13 protein-coding genes and 1 pseudogene are annotated in these 15,381 nt (G+C 63.7%); 7 read left to right on the top strand and 7 right to left on the bottom strand.

Going from position 1 to position 15,381, the window contains the following annotated elements:
* Positions 1-4: 4 nt before the first annotated feature.
* Entirely contained in the window at positions 5-733 is a 729-nt protein-coding gene (locus tag ACQ86E_RS04020; protein ID WP_015684744.1) for a CBS domain-containing protein, read from the bottom strand.
* A 212-nt stretch (positions 734-945) separates the two neighbouring features.
* Here ACQ86E_RS04020 and ACQ86E_RS04015 point away from each other — a divergent pair, with 212 nt between their 5' ends.
* On the top strand, positions 946-2,772 hold the full coding sequence (locus ACQ86E_RS04015; RefSeq protein WP_431204296.1) for a PHA/PHB synthase family protein: 1,827 nt from the start codon (positions 946-948) through the stop codon (positions 2,770-2,772).
* Here ACQ86E_RS04015 and ACQ86E_RS04010 read toward each other — a convergent pair.
* The 3 genes and pseudogenes from ACQ86E_RS04010 to ACQ86E_RS04000 all read right to left on the bottom strand — a co-directional run bounded on the left by ACQ86E_RS04010 (position 2,769) and on the right by ACQ86E_RS04000 (position 6,283).
* Positions 2,769-3,743 (bottom strand): CHAD domain-containing protein, encoded by a 975-nt coding sequence (locus tag ACQ86E_RS04010; RefSeq protein WP_431206390.1) that lies wholly within the window; start codon positions 3,741-3,743, stop codon positions 2,769-2,771. The two genes, ACQ86E_RS04015 and ACQ86E_RS04010, sit on opposite strands and share 4 nt — an antisense overlap.
* A gap of 25 nt (positions 3,744-3,768) precedes the next feature.
* A pseudogene (locus ACQ86E_RS04005) lies at positions 3,769-5,291 on the bottom strand (AAA family ATPase).
* 8 nt (positions 5,292-5,299) lie between these two features.
* Positions 5,300-6,283, bottom strand: coding sequence for a zinc-dependent alcohol dehydrogenase family protein (locus tag ACQ86E_RS04000; RefSeq protein WP_431204295.1), 984 nt, complete (start codon positions 6,281-6,283; stop codon positions 5,300-5,302).
* 173 nt (positions 6,284-6,456) lie between these two features.
* On the opposite strand from ACQ86E_RS04000, the gene ACQ86E_RS03995 reads away from it, so the two are divergent.
* Both ACQ86E_RS03995 and ACQ86E_RS03990 read left to right on the top strand, forming a co-directional pair.
* A complete protein-coding gene (locus ACQ86E_RS03995; protein WP_431204294.1) occupies positions 6,457-7,293 on the top strand; it encodes a universal stress protein in 837 nt (278 codons plus the stop codon).
* Between the two features lie 70 nt (positions 7,294-7,363).
* Positions 7,364-10,057, top strand: a complete 2,694-nt coding sequence (locus ACQ86E_RS03990) for a GNAT family N-acetyltransferase (protein ID WP_431204293.1) — start codon at positions 7,364-7,366, stop codon at positions 10,055-10,057.
* A gap of 19 nt (positions 10,058-10,076) precedes the next feature.
* Here ACQ86E_RS03990 and ACQ86E_RS03985 read toward each other — a convergent pair whose 3' ends face one another.
* Positions 10,077-10,565, bottom strand: coding sequence for a phage holin family protein (locus tag ACQ86E_RS03985; protein WP_431204292.1), 489 nt, complete (start codon positions 10,563-10,565; stop codon positions 10,077-10,079).
* The gene (locus ACQ86E_RS03980; protein ID WP_151649115.1) at positions 10,566-10,841 is read right to left on the bottom strand and encodes a hypothetical protein; all 276 of its coding nucleotides are present in this window, start codon (positions 10,839-10,841) and stop codon (positions 10,566-10,568) included.
* A gap of 180 nt (positions 10,842-11,021) precedes the next feature.
* Between ACQ86E_RS03980 and ACQ86E_RS03975 the strand changes: the two genes are divergently transcribed.
* From ACQ86E_RS03975 to ACQ86E_RS03965, 3 genes are read left to right on the top strand one after another with little or no spacing between them, the layout of a single operon-like run.
* Positions 11,022-12,158, top strand: coding sequence for an ABC transporter permease (locus tag ACQ86E_RS03975; protein WP_431204291.1), 1,137 nt, complete (start codon positions 11,022-11,024; stop codon positions 12,156-12,158).
* 2 nt (positions 12,159-12,160) lie between these two features.
* Positions 12,161-12,928: an ABC transporter ATP-binding protein gene (locus tag ACQ86E_RS03970; protein WP_431204290.1), complete on the top strand. Its 768-nt coding sequence runs from the start codon at positions 12,161-12,163 to the stop codon at positions 12,926-12,928.
* 3 nt (positions 12,929-12,931) lie between these two features.
* Entirely contained in the window at positions 12,932-14,035 is a 1,104-nt protein-coding gene (locus ACQ86E_RS03965; protein ID WP_431204289.1) for an ABC-type transport auxiliary lipoprotein family protein, read from the top strand.
* A gap of 6 nt (positions 14,036-14,041) precedes the next feature.
* Here the strand turns inward: ACQ86E_RS03965 and ACQ86E_RS03960 are convergent, their stop codons facing one another.
* Complete coding sequence (locus ACQ86E_RS03960) at positions 14,042-14,359, bottom strand: c-type cytochrome (protein ID WP_431204288.1); 318 nt, start codon at positions 14,357-14,359, stop codon at positions 14,042-14,044.
* A 151-nt stretch (positions 14,360-14,510) separates the two neighbouring features.
* Here ACQ86E_RS03960 and ACQ86E_RS03955 point away from each other — a divergent pair, with 151 nt between their 5' ends.
* Positions 14,511-15,224 (top strand): helix-turn-helix domain-containing protein, encoded by a 714-nt coding sequence (locus ACQ86E_RS03955; protein ID WP_431204287.1) that lies wholly within the window; start codon positions 14,511-14,513, stop codon positions 15,222-15,224.
* Positions 15,225-15,381: the final 157 nt, after the last annotated feature.

Raw genomic sequence — 15,381 nt, 5'->3', positions numbered from 1 at the left:
AGCCTCAGCCCGCCTTGGCGAGATCGTCGTCCTCGGGCGAGTTCAGATAGACGCCCGACATGGTGTCGACCCAGCACAGATGGTCGTGCACCTTCTTCACGCCTTCCACGTTCTCTGCCGCGACGACCGCGGCCTGCCGCGTGCGTTCCTCGGTGATGACGCCGCTGAGATGAACGATGCCGTCGCGGACGATGACGTTCAGCCCGAACGGGCACCAGTCGTTCTTCTCCATCGTCTCGATGATGCGGCCGCGAATGTGATCGTCGTTGGCGGTCGGATCCGGCACCTCGCGGGCGAGGCCCGCCACCGCCTGGAGCAGATTGGCGCGGGAGACGATCCCGACCACCTTGTCGCCGCGCACCACCGGCAGGCGTTTCACGTTGTTCCGCTCCATGAGATCGACGATCTCCGCAAGCGCCGTATCCTCGGTGATGGTGACTGGCTTCGCGGTCATCACTTCCGAGACCTTGCGGCCGTGCTCGTGCACGAAGTCGCTGGCGGACTTCCCGGGGCCAAGGATGAACCGCAACCAGCGTCCGCGCTTGCGCCCGGTGCCGATTTCGCTGCGGCGGATGAAGTCTCCTTCTGAGACGACGCCGACCAGCTTGCCACTATCGTCAACCACGGTAAGGCCGCTAATGTGCCTCTTCAGCATGATGTTCGCCGCCTCGACGATACTGGTATCGGGGGTAACCGAGATGACCGATCGGGTCATTATCTGGTGGGCGCGCATGGGGAACTCCGCAAGTTCGATAAACTTCGATAGATCCAAGTTTAGTTCACGCATCGAGGTCCGTTTTGACCCAGGTCAAGCGGGCGAAGCCGGCCAAGACGATGCAGCAGGCGTGATTGCGGGCGGAAGTTGATGCAGCTCAACGGCACCTGAAGCGGGTCGCTATATCGTGGCGAAGTCCGAAACCGTAAAGCGCGCAGGAAGATTCAGCCATGAGCATCGTGCAGCTTGTCCCACGAGCCGAACAGCTGGCAGGAGAGCCCTCCATCAACCCTGTCGCGAGCGTCGCTCCTTCGGCCGAAAAGCCGGCGACGCAACCGGCGTCAGCGCCAGAGCCATACCCACTCGACCGCGCATTTCACGCGATGCTGGCGCAGTTCACGGGCGGGATTTCGCCGGTGGCCCTGTCACTTGCCTGGCTCGATTGGAGTTCGCATCTCGCCGCAGCGCCGCAGCGGCAAACGGAGATCATCAAGAACGCCGTTCGCGACACCGGGCGATTCGTGGAAGCCGCGCTGCACGCGACGTCGCCGGATCGGAAGCCGTGGTCGGTGATTCAGCCGCAGCGACGGGATCGCCGCTTCAGAGAGCCTCAATGGGAGACCGCGCCGTTCAACCTGATGGCGCAGGCCTTCCTGCTCGGAGAGCGCTGGTGGCACGATGCCGCGACTGGGGTGCGTGGCGTCGCGCCTGCCAATGAAGCCGTCGTCGAGTTCGCAACCCGCCAGATGCTCGACATATTCGCGCCGTCGAACTTCGCGGCGACAAATCCGGAAGTGCTCGAAAAGGCCTTTCAGAGCGGCGGCGAGAACTTCGTCTTCGGTTTGCAGAATTGGTGCAACGATCTGATGCGGATGCTCTCCGGCGCGAAACCGGCTGGCGATGGACAATTCGTGGTCGGCAAGACGGTCGCGGCGTCTCCCGGAAAGGTCGTCTACCGCAACGAGCTGATCGAACTGATCCAGTATCATCCGACGACGGCGCAGGTGCGGCCTGAGCCGATCCTGATCGTGCCGGCCTGGATCATGAAGTACTACATCCTCGATCTGTCTCCGCATAATTCGCTGGTGCGCTATCTCACCGGTCAGGGCTTCACCGTGTTCGCAATCTCATGGCGCAATCCGGATGCCGGGGATCGGGATGTTGCCTTCGATGACTATCGCAAGTCAGGTGTCATGGCCGCGCTGGACATGATCGGCCGGATCATGCCGGACCGGACGATCCATGCGCTCGGCTATTGTCTGGGCGGCACGTTGCTGTCGATCGCCGCTGCGGCGATGGCGCGCGACGGCGACAAGCGATTGGGCACCATCACCTTGCTCGCCGCGCAGACGGATTTCACCGAGGCCGGCGAGCTGACGCTCTTCATCAACGAGAGCCAGGTTGCGTTCCTCGAAGACATGATGTGGAAACGCGGTTATCTCGATACGACGCAGATGGCTGGCGCGTTTGCGCTGCTGCGATCCAACGATCTGATCTGGTCGCGGCTGTCGCATGACTATCTGATGGGAGAGGCGTCGTCGTCGAGCGACCTGATGGCCTGGAACGCCGACGCCACGCGACTGCCTTATCGCATGCACTCGGAATATCTGCGCAAGCTGTTCCTCGACAATGATCTGGCCGAAGGCCATTATCGTGTCGATGACAGGAATATCTCGCTTTCCGATATCCATGCGCCGATGTTCGTGGTCGGCACGCTCGCCGATCATGTGGCGCCGTGGCGATCCGTCTACAAGCTCCACTATCAGGTCGACGCCGACGTGACATTCCTGTTGACCAGCGGCGGTCACAATGCCGGTGTCGTCGCGGCTCCGGAGGAACCCGGCCACAGCTATCAGGTGATGACCAAGGCCGCGGATGCGCCCTATGTCGGTCCCGATGAATGGCTGAAGCGGGCGCCACATGTCGAGGGATCGTGGTGGCCGGAGTGGAGCAAATGGCTCGCCGCCCGCTCGGGCGAGCCCTGCGATCCGCCGCAAATTGGGCTGGGGGACGGCTCCGGCCTGCCCGACGCGCCTGGAGACTACGTCCACACCTAGTCCTCGGGCTCCGCATTCGGCGCGAGGTCCGAAGAGCGGAACGGCTTGGCCTTGTCCAGCTTTCGATAGGCTTCCGCGGCGGTTCGCAGCAGCTTCTTCTCCCGCTTGCGGCCGAGGAAGCGAATGCCCGCCCCGGGGATGGCCTCGTTCAATGATGCTGCCAGGATCTGCCCGCGCGCGTCGTCGTTCAACTGTCCGAGAGACTTTTGCGCCTTGCGCAATTGCTTGAGGATCGACTTCTGCTTCGCCAACGATTCATCGGCGAACAGGTCCCCGAGCGACTCGATCGAATAGGTCAGCCGCTTGTTGAGAAGCCGCAGCTTGTGCCGCTTCTCGACGTCGAGCCTGTGAAGCTTCCGCGCCTTCTTGAGCAGCGTCGTTTCCCATGCGGTGAGTTGCGCCGTCGCGTGGTCGGCAAGCGTCCGGCGTCGCAATCTGATGGCCTCCTTGCTGCGCCGGGTCGACCAGGGACCGCTTTCGATCCAGTCCGAAGTCTGCTCGACCAGGCGCCGATAGCGCGCGGAGCGCAGCGCGCGCGACAGCAGGCGATGGCTCTCGGCGCGCTTGTCGTCCCAGTGCCGCAGCTCGGCGATCACGGCGAGTTCCTCGCCGCTCTCGGCGACGACGCGTTCAATCGCCACGTCGAGGTCCCGCACCATGCCGAGCTGGCTGTTCAGCCATTTCAGTCCGGCCCAGACCGCCGGTCGTCGTGTGTCATCGACCATCGGCGAGAAGAAGCGGATGGCGGTGCGCAGATGCGTGAGTGCGATCCGGATCTGATGCAGCGCTTCCTGGTCGCCGCGGCAGGTACCGTCGTGCTGGGCCAGGACGGCATCGAGATGACGGCGGGCGATGATCCGGAACGCGGTGTCGCAGGCCATGCCGGGGCTGAGGCGACCGGGCAGGGCATTACGGCGCATCGCCGGATTGGCGCGGGCGGTCGCGGTCGAGCGCGTGGTGGGGCGCGATATCCTTGTCCGCGTCACTCAGATTGCCTTACCTGCCCTCAGCGATCGCGTCCCGGCAATTCTGGAGCGTTTGCCCTGGTGTCCCGGATGCATCGATGGTCGCCCAACCGATATGGCCGATATTATAGTGCTCTTGCCGCGCGGCAACCTCTTGCGTGGCGTCGGATGCGTCCCCCGGCGGTTGCCGATCCGCGCCTGGCGGGTCGCGAGGTCTGCGACCAGGAAGAGTCCGTTGAGCGGCACGCCGCACGCGCGCGCCAGCGCAGCCAGATCGTCCCGTTCGGATTCGCGTGCAAACACAGCATCGACGATGACGGAATGGCCTTGCGCCAGCACCTGCCGGGCGCGCTGCATCAGCACCTCGTACACGCGCGCTGTCACGTCAGGCCGGTACGTGGAGGGGGGCAACCGATCGGTGTGCCCTACCTGAAACAGCTGCTTGCGAATGACGTCGCTGCGCAGCACGATGGCGCCCGGTTGCGGCGCGACGGTGGGGGCCAGCGCGCGGGCAAGCACGGACTTGCCGGTGCCCGACAGTCCGCCAACCGCGATCAGGCGAGGGGCGGGCGGATGAATCAAGGTTCGGGCGAGCTCGAAATAGGAGCGCGCCTCGTTGAGAATTTCGGGACGGTCGGCATTGGGCCGGTTCAGCTTCGCCAGCGTCACCTGAGCGCGAACCGCCGCACGGATGGACATGAACAGCGGCAACGCGGCCAGCGAGTCAAGTGTCTCGACGGGTGCGTTGATCAGATATTGGTTGAGGACCGCATTGGCTGCGTCTGCCTGATCGTAGCGCAGCAGATCCATCAGGGTGAACGCGAGATCGTAGAGCACGTCCACGGTTGCCATCTGCGCGTCGAATTCGATCGCGTCGAACAGGATGGGCTGCCGGTCGATCAGCACGATATTGGCAAGATGCAGATCGCCGTGACAGCGGCGCACGAAGCCGTGGAGAGCGCGTTGCTCAATCGTGGCACGAAGGTTCAGGAAGGCCAGATGGGAGGCCTTGCCGAGCTGTTCGATGGCTGTCGCTTCAAGATGATCGCCGTTGCGCAGGCCGGCGCCGTTGCCGTCGATCAGGGCAGGAATGGAATTGATCCACGCAGCGCCGTCGGCGACCGTCGCCTTGGCATGCGATAATGCAATCGCATCGGCGATGGCCAGGGCCAGCTCGGCGCCCAGCGGGCCAGCCTTCGCCAAATGGTCCAGCGTCCGGTTCTCATCGAAGCGCGACATGTCGACCGCATATTCGATCGGCGGTCCACGGCCGTCGATCTTCACCGATCCATCCGGCTCCTCCGTGATCGCCACGACACGGTGATAGATTTGCGGGGCGAGCGGGCGGTTGATCCTGATCTCCTCCTCGCAGGCCGCCTTGCGCTTGTCGAGCGTCGAATAATCGAGGAATGGAAACTTGACGGCGCGCTTGATCTTCAGCGCACGATCGCCGTCCAGGAATACCGAGGCGCCATGCGTGTCGATCCGCGCGACGCCAGCGTGTCCGGCAAGGGCCTGAAAGATCCGTTCCTGAGTCGCAGTTTCATCTGTCATCAAAGCACTCAGGGCGTCAGCACGGCCGCGCCGAGAATCTGGCCGGCGCGCAGCATGCTCAGAACCTCGTTGGCCTGATCGAGCGGAAATGCCGTGGTCTCGGTGCGCACGCCGGCTTGCGGGGCGATCTTGAGAAAGTCCAGGCCATCCTGCCGCGTCAGATTGGCGACCGAGACCAGCTGCCGTTCCTCCCAGAGCAGATCATACGGAAAACTCGGAATGTCGGTCATGTGGATGCCGGCGCAGACGACGCGGCCGCCTTTGCGCACGGCGCGCAACGCGGCGGGTACCAGCTCACCGGCCGGTGCGTAGATGATGGCGGCGTCGAGTGGTTCGTCGGGCATTTCGTCAGAAGCTCCCGCCCAGGCAGCGCCGAGACGTCGGGCAAGACCCTGTGCCGCGGCGTCACCGCGCCGCGTGAATGCATAAACGGATCGCCCCTGCCAGACCGCGATTTGCGCGATGATGTGGCCGGCGGCGCCAAAGCCGTAGACGCCTAACCTCTCCGCGTGGCCGGCCAGCACCAGCGAACGCCAGCCGATCAGCCCTGCGCACAACAGAGGGGCCATTTCCACGTCATTGCCGGCCTCGCCGAGCGGAAATGCATAACGTGCATCGGCGATGGTGTGGGTAGCGTAACCGCCGTCGCGCGTGTAGCCGGTGAACATCGGGCTGTCACACAGGTTTTCCATGCCTTCCCGGCAGAACCGACAATTTCCGCAGGTGAACCCGAGCCAGGGGATGCCGACCCGGTCACCGGCCGCATGTGTCGCAACATTGGGACCGACGACATCAACCCGGCCAATGATCTCGTGGCCGGGCACGATCGGATAGCGAATATCAGGCAGCTCGGCGTCGATGAGGTGAAGATCGGTCCGGCATACCCCGCAAGCGGTGATCTTCACCCGGATCTGTCCCTCGCCGGGCACCGGATCGGGTCGTTCCTCCATGCGGAGCCGCGCTCGTGGGGACGGCAACACCATCGCACGCATAAGTCTCTCCGAGGCGAACCGTTCCGACACGATTATCCATAGAACGGCCCAGTGGCCAGTCCTTGACTTCGGTCAACGCGTCTCGCCGGCAGGCCGCACGGAATTGCAATGGCTTGAGGAGGATCAAGCGTTCCGACGAGATCCTGCCTATTCTGCTCGGCAAGGAGAATCCCATGCCTATCAAGGACGTCTTTCTACCCCTTGTCGGCCAGCCGCGCGGGCAGGCTCTCGCTGCCATCGAGAAATGCGTCGCTGTGGCCGCCGATCTCGGCGCCAGGATCACGGCGCTCGCGCTGGAGGACGATGTATTCGTGCGTCCGCAGGTGGTGTTTCCGGCCGATCGGGAAGCCGCCGAGGCGAGCGCGCCCGAGGTGGGCGACATGCAGCAACTCCTGAATGCATTCACCCTTGCAGCCTCCCGCGCCAACATTCGCGCCCAAAGTCGGTCAGGCAAGGTGCCGGCGGATCAGATCGCGTCGGTCCTGGCCGAGCACGCGCGCTTCAGCGATCTTACGCTGGTTCCCGTGAAGCCGCATGACAGCCGAACGGAGCACATCATAGAAACGCTCCTGTTCGAATCCGGACGGCCGCTTTTGCTCTGTCCGGAGCAGCATGTGGACGCGCTACGTCCCGAATTCGAGAATGTCATGATCGCCTGGGATCACTCCGCCCGTGCCGCGCGGGCGGTCGGCGATGCCCTGCCCATTCTTCAGGCTGCGGCATCGGTTCGGGTGATTACGGTCGCGGACGACAAGACCGAAGCGATGGTGCAATCCGGAACTGCGCTCGTCGACCATCTGAGGGAACACGGGGTCCACGCCTCGTTCGAAACGGCGAAGGGCGCTGGCAGCTCGATCGGTAAAGTGCTCGGAAGCTGGGCGAACTCGCATGCCATTGATGCCATCATCATGGGCGCTTACCATCATTCGCGTCTGAATGAGATCGTTTGGGGTGGTGTGACAAAGACTGTCATTGGCCAGCCACCCTGCTGGGTTATGATCTCGCACTAGGTGCGTCGCCAATTTTTCGGCCTGATCCTCAACTGTCGGAATCGCCCCCCGACCGGGTGCATTTAGTTTCATGTCCACTTATCGCCTGAAGAATCTGCTGTCGCCACGTTCGGTCGCGCTCGTCGGGGCGAGCGCCCGTCCGGCTTCTGTGGGGCGCGCCGTTCTGGAGAACATCCGCAAGGCCGAATTCAAGGGAAAGTTCGGCCTCGTCAATCCGCGCCATGCGGAGATCGGCGGCATCGCCGCGGTAAAGAGCCTGGACAAGCTGGATTTCGTGCCCGAACTGGTGGTCGTCACCGCGCCGGTGCAAGAGGTTCCCGGCATCATCGACCAGGCTGGCCATCTTGGCTCGGCGGGCGCGCTGATTGTCTCGGCGGGGCTCGGCCACGGGCCGGGATCCCTGCAAGAGGCCGCTATCGCCGCGGCCCGCAAATACGGCATGCGCCTGATCGGCCCGAACTGCCTCGGCATCATGATGCCCGGCGTGAGCCTCAACGCGAGTTTTGCCGCGCACATGCCCGGCGCAGGAAATCTCGCGCTGGTTTCGCAGTCCGGCGCGATCGCCGCCGGCATGGTCGATTGGGCTGCACAGCGTGGTGTCGGCTTCTCCGGCATCGTCTCGATCGGCGATCAGATCGATGTCGATATTGCGGACCTGCTCGATTACTTCGCGATGGATCACAAGACCCGCGCGATCCTGCTCTATATCGAAGCCATCAAGGACGCGCGGAAGTTCATGTCGGCCGCGCGCGCCGCTGCACGTGTCAAGCCCGTGGTCGTGGTCAAGTCCGGCCGCATGGCGCAGGGCGCAAAGGCAGCCGCAACCCATACCGGAGCACTCGCAGGCGCGGATGCCGTCTATGACGCGGCGTTCCGTCGCGCCGGCGTCCTTCGGGTATCGGATCTGCGTGAGCTGTTCGATTGTGCCGAGACGCTCGGCCGCGTCGAATCGCCGGCGGGAAAGCGTCTCGCGATCCTGACCAATGGCGGCGGTATCGGCGTTCTCGCCGTCGATCGTCTTGTCGAGCTTGGCGGAATCCCTGCATCCATATCGGCGGAAGCGCGCAAGAAGCTCGATGAAGTGCTGCCCGCGACCTGGTCCGGCGCCAATCCCGTCGATATCGTCGGTGACGCCGATGCGTCGCGCTACGCAGCGGCGCTGGAGGTGCTGCTCGCCGATCCGGACAATGACGCAATTCTCGTCCTCAATGTGCAGACCGCGATCGCCTCCGCCGCCGACATCGCAACGACCGTGACCGAGCGCGTTGGCAAGTACCGCGAGCAGCAGCGTCGATGGGCAAAACCCGTTCTGGCTGCCTGGGTCGGAGCCGACCAAGAGATCATTGCAACGCTGTCCAGCGCCGGCATTCCCAACTATCCGACCGAAGACGACGCGGTGCGCGGCTTCATGTACCTGGTGAGGCATCGCGAGGTCGTGGAGGAACTCAGTCAGGTGCCGCCCGCGATGCCCGATACGTTCGTGCCCGACGCCAAAGCTGCCCGGCAAATCGTCGCCGCGGCGATCGCCGATGGCCGCAAATGGCTCGAGCCTGTCGAAATCAAGCACCTGCTCGAAGCCTACGACATCGCGATGGTGCCGACTTATGCTGCGACGGATGTCGAGCAGGCGGTGGCCTACGCGAACGAGATGTTCGCGCAAGGCTCGACCGTCGTGCTCAAGATCATGTCGCGCGACATCGTCCACAAATCCGATGTCGGCGGCGTCGTGCTCAATCTGACAACGCCCGACGCGGTGCGTGCCGCTACCTCCGACATTCTCGCCCGGGCAAGGAAACTGCGCCCCGAAGCCCGGATCGAGGGCGTCATCGTGCAGGCGATGGTCGTCAAGGCGAAAGCGCGTGAGCTGATCCTGGGTCTTGCCGACGATCCGACCTTCGGCACCGTCGTTGTGTTCGGCCGGGGTGGCACGGCGGTGGAAATCATCAACGACAAGGCGCTCGCGCTGCCGCCGCTCGATTTGCAGCTCGCCCGCGATCTCATCGACCGCACGCGCGTGTCACGGCTGCTGAAGGCCTATCGGGACGTGCCCGCCGTCAAGCAGGATGCCGTCGCCATGGTGCTGGTCAAGCTCGCCCAGATGGCAGCCGACATTCCCGAAATCCGCGAATTCGACATCAACCCGCTGCTGGCGGACGAAACCGGCGTGACGGCGGTCGATGCTCGCGTTGCGGTCGGGCCGCCGCAACGGAAATTTGCAGGCTCCGGCCCGGCCAATTTCGCCGTTCGGGCGTATCCGTCGCAATGGGAGCGTCGCCTCAAGCTCAAGGACGACTGGCGCATCCTGGCGCGGCCCTTGCGCCCCGAGGATGAGCCGACCATTCACGAATTCCTGCGTCACGTCACGCCGCACGACCTCCGCCTGCGCTTCTTTGCACCGATGAAGGAGTTCACCCACGAGTTCATCGCGCGTCTGACCCAACTCGACTATGCGCGCGCGATGGCCTTCATTGCGTTCGACCAGGCCACAGGCGAAATGGTCGGCGTAGTACGGCTTCATTCCGACTCGATCTATGAGAGCGGCGAATATGCGATCCTGCTGCGGTCGGACCTCAAGGGCAGGGGACTCGGTTGGGCCTTGATGCAGTTGATCATTGACTACGCGAGGTCTGAAGGGCTGAAGGTCATGTCCGGTGACGTGCTCAAGGAGAACACCGTGATGCTCGAGATGTGCCGGCAGCTCGGTTTCGAAGTCAAGCCGGACCCGAGCGAACCCGATATCTGCGACGTCCGGCTCAAGCTCTAAGCACCTCTGCTGGCTTTGGCTATGAGTGAGCTTCGCGTGATGTCGCTGCGGCGGAATCCTTGGCTGTCTTCCGCAGGCTCTTGATGATGATCGCGATCAGCGGCAGCAGCACTGGCACGATCGTGCTGAGCGGATGGTGGACGGCGCCGGACACCTGAGCCTGCAGCGCGCGCGCCTCGAGCTGCAGCGCCTCGATGGATGCGCTGTGAATCTCGTTGGCCAGTTCAATATCGCGGCCGGACGGAGAACGGCCGGCGATGATGAAGAGAATCCCCGCGATGGCAAAATTGACGGCGCCGAGGATGGCTGCCGCGACTATCGCGCTCCAGATCTGGACCAGCGCGAAATAGGCCGACAGTTCCAGCATCAGGAGGCCGAATGCTGCAATCAGGGCTGCAAAGGCGCGCAGGCCGAGGCCGACCAGCAGGTGGCGCAACCTGATGTCTGCGATGATCCTGTCGGTACGCCACAGCACGCGCAGATGTTTGACGACATTCTCCGTATTCACCTAGTGTCTCCTCAGCATGAAGCCGACGACCACGCCGAGCGCGAAAGCCGATGCGAGCGACGTGATCGGGCGATCCGCAATGATACCCTGGAGCTGCTCCTGCTCGTCGCTGACAGTCTCGCCGAGTTCGGCAAGCGCGATCTTGATCTGATCAGCCAGGGCTTCGGCCCTGTCCTTCGAGCTGTCGAATATCTCCTCGCCGGCGGTGCTCAGCAGGCGGGTGACATCGACCTTGAGGGTCCGCAGTTCTTCGCTCATCCTGTCGCTGTCGAACATGAATGTGGTGCCTCCGTTAACTGGAAGCGAACCTAGGGCCGGCCAGCGCAGCCACGCTTGATTTGCGTCAAGTGGCGGGCGTGCGAAGTCCTGGTCTTGAGACAGGTCAAACCGGTCGCCACATGCTGGCCTAGAAGTGCCGTCTGAATGGGGACGGATTGTCCCGATGAGGTGAAAAGCGTGAACTCCGAACCGCTGTTGCTGGCGACGCCCTCCGGCGAGGTGCTGAAATTGCGCCCGGAAGGGTCGTGGACTGCTGCCAATGTGTCGGCGCTCGAGACGCTGTCCCGCTCGGTCGGGGCGGATGTGGATCGATTCAACGCCGTGACGCTGGACATGTCGGGCGTCAGCGCGCTGGACACGCTTGGTGCCTGGGTCCTGGAAAAGCTGTCGCGCAGGGCCGCGTCTTCCGGCAGGTCGGCGGAATTCGTCGGAGTTGCCGATCATTTCAGCGGTCTCCTGGACGAGGTGCGTCAGGTCAATCGCCACACGCCGGCGCCGACGGCCCCGCCCAATCCGATTTCGCTCAGGCTGTACGACCTCGGCAAGGCCACGGTCGGTGCGCGCGAAGACATTACGATATTCCTTCAAATGCTCGGCGCATTGTTCATGGCCGTGATCGGCGTGTTGCGCCACCCGCGATCGCTGCGGCTGACGTCGCTGGTCTATCAGCTCTACCGCATCGGCTGGCAGGCCATCCCCATTGTGGCGCTAATCACCTTCCTGATCGGCGCCATCATCGCCCAGCAGGGATTCTTCCATTTCCGCAGGTTCGGCGCCGAGTCCTACACGGTCGACATGGTCGGCATCCTCGTACTGCGCGAGCTCGGCGTGTTGATCGTCGCCATCATGGTCGCGGGACGTTCGGGGAGTGCCTACACCGCCGAACTCGGCTCGATGAAGATGCGCGAGGAGATCGACGCGCTCTCGACCATGGGCCTCGACCCAGTCCACGTCCTGATCCTGCCGCGAGTTGCGGCTCTTGTTATCGCTCTGCCGATCCTGGCCTTCATTGGATCGATCGCTGCGCTCTATGGCGGCGGCCTGGTCGCGCAGTTCTATGGCGACATGGGGCCGGCGATCTACATCGCGCGGCTGCATGAGGCTATCTCTGTCACTCATTTCGAGGTGGGCATCCTGAAGGCGCCGTTCATGGCGCTGGTGATCGGGATCGTCGCCTGTAGCGAGGGCTTGCGCGTCAAGGGGAGCGCCGAATCGCTGGGGCGGCAGACCACGACGTCGGTGGTGAAGTCGATCTTCCTGGTGATCGTGCTCGACGGTCTGTTCGCGATCTTCTTTGCCTCGATCGGAATGTGACGATGGACCAATCGCAGGACCTATGCGCGATCCGAGTCCGCGACCTCGTGGTCGGCTTCGGCCGCCAGACGGTGCTCGATCATCTGTCGCTCGACGTCCGCAGGGGCGAGATCCTCGGGCTGGTGGGCGCGTCCGGTGGCGGCAAGTCGGTGTTGATGCGCACCATCATCGGCCTCATCCCGCGCCAGGGCGGGACCATCGAAGTCATGGGACAGCCCATCAGTGGCCGCAGGCAAGGCGCAGCCTCGACATGGGGCATTCTGTTCCAGCAGGGCGCGCTGTTTTCCTCCCTGACCGTTCGCCAGAACGTCCAGTTTCCGCTGCGCGAAAATCTCGTCCTGTCGCCGGAACTGATGGACGAGATCGCGATCGCCAAGCTCGAAATGGTGGGCCTGCGTCCGCAGGACGCTGACAAATATCCGGCAGAGCTCTCCGGCGGCATGACCAAGCGTGTCGCTCTGGCGCGCGCGCTCGCGCTCGATCCGCCCATCCTGTTCCTGGACGAGCCAACCTCCGGCCTCGATCCGATCGCCGCCGGCGATTTCGACGCGCTGATCAAGACGCTGCAGAAGACTTTGGGCCTCACCGTGTTCATGGTGACCCATGACCTTGCGAGCCTGACCACGGTCTGTGACCGCGTCGCGGCGCTCGCTGACGGCAAGATCGTCGCGATCGGCCCGATGCGCGAACTGCTGCAATCCGAGCATCCCTGGGTGCGCGCCTATTTCCATGGCAAGCGCTCGCAGATGCTGCAACACGAGATGAGATGAGACATGGAAACCCGCGCTCCCTACGTGCTGATCGGCACCTTCGTGCTGGCCGCGATCCTCGCGGTGTTCGGCTTCGTCTATTGGCTGAACAACACCGGCGGCATCGGGCCGCGCACGAACTATCATGTGCAGTTCCAGGGGCCGGTGCCGGGCCTATTGGTCGGCGCGGGTGTGCTGTTCAACGGCATCCGCGTCGGCGAGGTGACGCAGCTTGGCCTTGCGCCCGACAATCCGCGCTTCGTCAACGCGACGGTCTCGGTTGCCTCGTCGACGCCGGTGCGCACCGACACCAAGGTTGGGCTCGATTTCCAGGGGCTGACCGGCGTGCCCGTGGTCACGCTGGAGGGCGGCACGATCGTCGCCAAATCCGGCGAGCCCCCGGTCTTGATCGCCGAGGCCGGCGCCGGCCAGAGCATGACGCAGGCCGCGCGAGACGCGCTGCGGCGGGTCGACACCGTGCTGCAGGACAATTCCGGTCCGCTGAAGGACACTATCGCCAATTTGAAGACGTTTTCCGAGGGGCTCGCACGCAACACCGGCAAGGTCGACGGCATTCTGGCGGGTCTTGAGAAGATGACTGGCGGCGGGACGCCAGCGCAGAAGGTTACTCATGACCTGCGGACGCCGCAGAACCTTGGACCGGTCGGCAAGACGCTCTCGGCGTCGCTGGCCATTCCCGAGCCGACCGCGGTCGCGATGCTCCAGACCCAGCGCATGCTGTTTGCGCCGGTTGGCGACAATCCCGGCTTTGCGGATTTCGTCTGGGCCGACAGCATTCCCAAGCTGGTGCAGGCGCGGCTGATCGACAGTTTTGAGAACTACGACATCGCCCACGCGCCCTTGCGCACGACCGATCTCGGGCAAGCGGACTACCAGCTCCTGATCGACATCAGGCGCTTCCGTCTTGCCACCGACGGCGGACCAAGGGTCGAGATCGGACTAACTGCGCGGATCATCGACAAGAACGGCAAGGTCATCGCGTCTCGCCCCGTCGAGGCCAGCGAGAAGCTCGACAAGCTCGAGCCGGCTGCGGCAGTCGCAGCCTTCGATGCGGCCTTCGCCCGTATCGCCAAGGAGTTGATCGGCTGGACGGTGCAGGCGGTGTAACGCCGGCTATTCCAGGGTCTTCAGGTAGGACAGCAGATCGTGGATCTGGTCCGGACTGAGTTCGAACACCGGCATGTCGGCGTGGCCGGTGTTGATGCCTTCAGCCAGCGCCTCTTCGAGGGCTTCGACCGGATAACGCCGGTGCAGGGTCCGCAGCGGCGGTGCGCTCTTGAGCGGGCTCTTCGACGTACGGTCGACCGCGTGGCAGCGAGCGCAATTGGCCCGCGTGAAGGCCTTGCCGCGTTGCTCGGCGGTCGGGGCCGCCAAGGCGGGCGTGATCAGAAGCAGCCCGATCAGGCCGTGGCGGAACGCGCTTGGCAGCATGGAAGGTATCCCCTTGAACTCTGGAAGCAGAATAAGGCGGGGATGTCCGCCAAAATTGATTTGAGTCAACCGCCTGTGGCGCAGTGCAGTAAAATGCAGCCCGCGCGGTGGACCCGGCCTGATGCGGGGACGGCCGTAGCTTGGAGCGGTGATGAAGGGTTCCGGGGTGACGATCGAGCCAAACGGGCATTTCTGTAGTGATTGTGCGGTCCGCGATTTCGCGGTTTGTTCGTCGCTGGACCCGGCCGAGCTCCGGGAATTCGAGCATCTGGGGCGTCGCGTCCAATTCAGCTCGGGCGAGACTGTGTTCTCCGAGGAGGACATCACGACCTCGTTCTACAATCTCCTCGAAGGCGTCATGCGGCTCTACAAGCTGCTGCCCGACGGCCGGCGGCAGATCGTCGGGTTCGCGTTGTCAGGTGATTTCCTGGGGATGAATATTTCCGGCCGCCACAATTTTTCAGCCGATGCGATCGGCACGGTGACCGTGTGCCAGTTCGCGAAGGCGCCCTTCGGACGTTTCATCGAGGGCCGACCGCATCTTCTGCGGCGGATCAACGAGCTGGCCATCCGCGAGTTGAGCCAGGCACGCGACCACATGGTTCTGCTCGGCCGGCGCTCGGCGGACGAGAAGATCGCGACCTTTCTGCTCGGTTGGCGGGAGCGGCTGGTTTCGCTCAAGGGATTGTCCGACATGGTTCCACTTCCGATGAGTCGACAGGACATCGCCGATTACCTCGGCCTGACCATCGAAACCGTCAGTCGCACTTTCACCAAGCTGGAGCGCCATGGGGTGATCGAGATCATTCATGGCGGCATAAGCCTGCTCGATCCTGCTCGCATCGAGGCGCTGGCGGCGGCCTGACCCTCGATCCTGACGCCGCGTCCTCCGATTTTTGATCCCGATCAATGACGCCCGCCGCGTGCTGCCAATAATGCCCAAAACAGCAGGGGAGGGCATCATGCCGACGGACGCGGTGCTGATGAGTGTCGTAGTTATAGCTATCTTTGTCGTATTCGCC

It is taken from the genome of Bradyrhizobium betae, assembly GCF_050632175.1.
Classification (GTDB): Bacteria; Pseudomonadota; Alphaproteobacteria; order Rhizobiales; family Xanthobacteraceae; genus Bradyrhizobium; species Bradyrhizobium betae_B.
This window is presented reverse-complemented; position numbering and strand designations above follow the sequence as displayed.

What these genes read in the sequence shown, in the direction of transcription:
- ACQ86E_RS04020 (WP_015684744.1), bottom strand. Translation starts at nt 733, where the DNA reads ATGCGCGCCCACCAGATAATGACCCGATCGGTCATCTCGGTTACCCCC.
- ACQ86E_RS04015 (WP_431204296.1), top strand. Translation starts at nt 946, where the DNA reads ATGAGCATCGTGCAGCTTGTCCCACGAGCCGAACAGCTGGCAGGAGAG.
- ACQ86E_RS04000 (WP_431204295.1), bottom strand. Translation starts at nt 6,283, where the DNA reads ATGCGTGCGATGGTGTTGCCGTCCCCACGAGCGCGGCTCCGCATGGAG.
- ACQ86E_RS03995 (WP_431204294.1), top strand. Translation starts at nt 6,457, where the DNA reads ATGCCTATCAAGGACGTCTTTCTACCCCTTGTCGGCCAGCCGCGCGGG.
- ACQ86E_RS03990 (WP_431204293.1), top strand. Translation starts at nt 7,364, where the DNA reads ATGTCCACTTATCGCCTGAAGAATCTGCTGTCGCCACGTTCGGTCGCG.
- ACQ86E_RS03980 (WP_151649115.1), bottom strand. Translation starts at nt 10,841, where the DNA reads ATGTTCGACAGCGACAGGATGAGCGAAGAACTGCGGACCCTCAAGGTC.
- ACQ86E_RS03970 (WP_431204290.1), top strand. Translation starts at nt 12,161, where the DNA reads ATGGACCAATCGCAGGACCTATGCGCGATCCGAGTCCGCGACCTCGTG.
- ACQ86E_RS03965 (WP_431204289.1), top strand. Translation starts at nt 12,932, where the DNA reads ATGGAAACCCGCGCTCCCTACGTGCTGATCGGCACCTTCGTGCTGGCC.
- ACQ86E_RS03960 (WP_431204288.1), bottom strand. Translation starts at nt 14,359, where the DNA reads ATGCTGCCAAGCGCGTTCCGCCACGGCCTGATCGGGCTGCTTCTGATC.
- ACQ86E_RS03955 (WP_431204287.1), top strand. Translation starts at nt 14,511, where the DNA reads ATGAAGGGTTCCGGGGTGACGATCGAGCCAAACGGGCATTTCTGTAGT.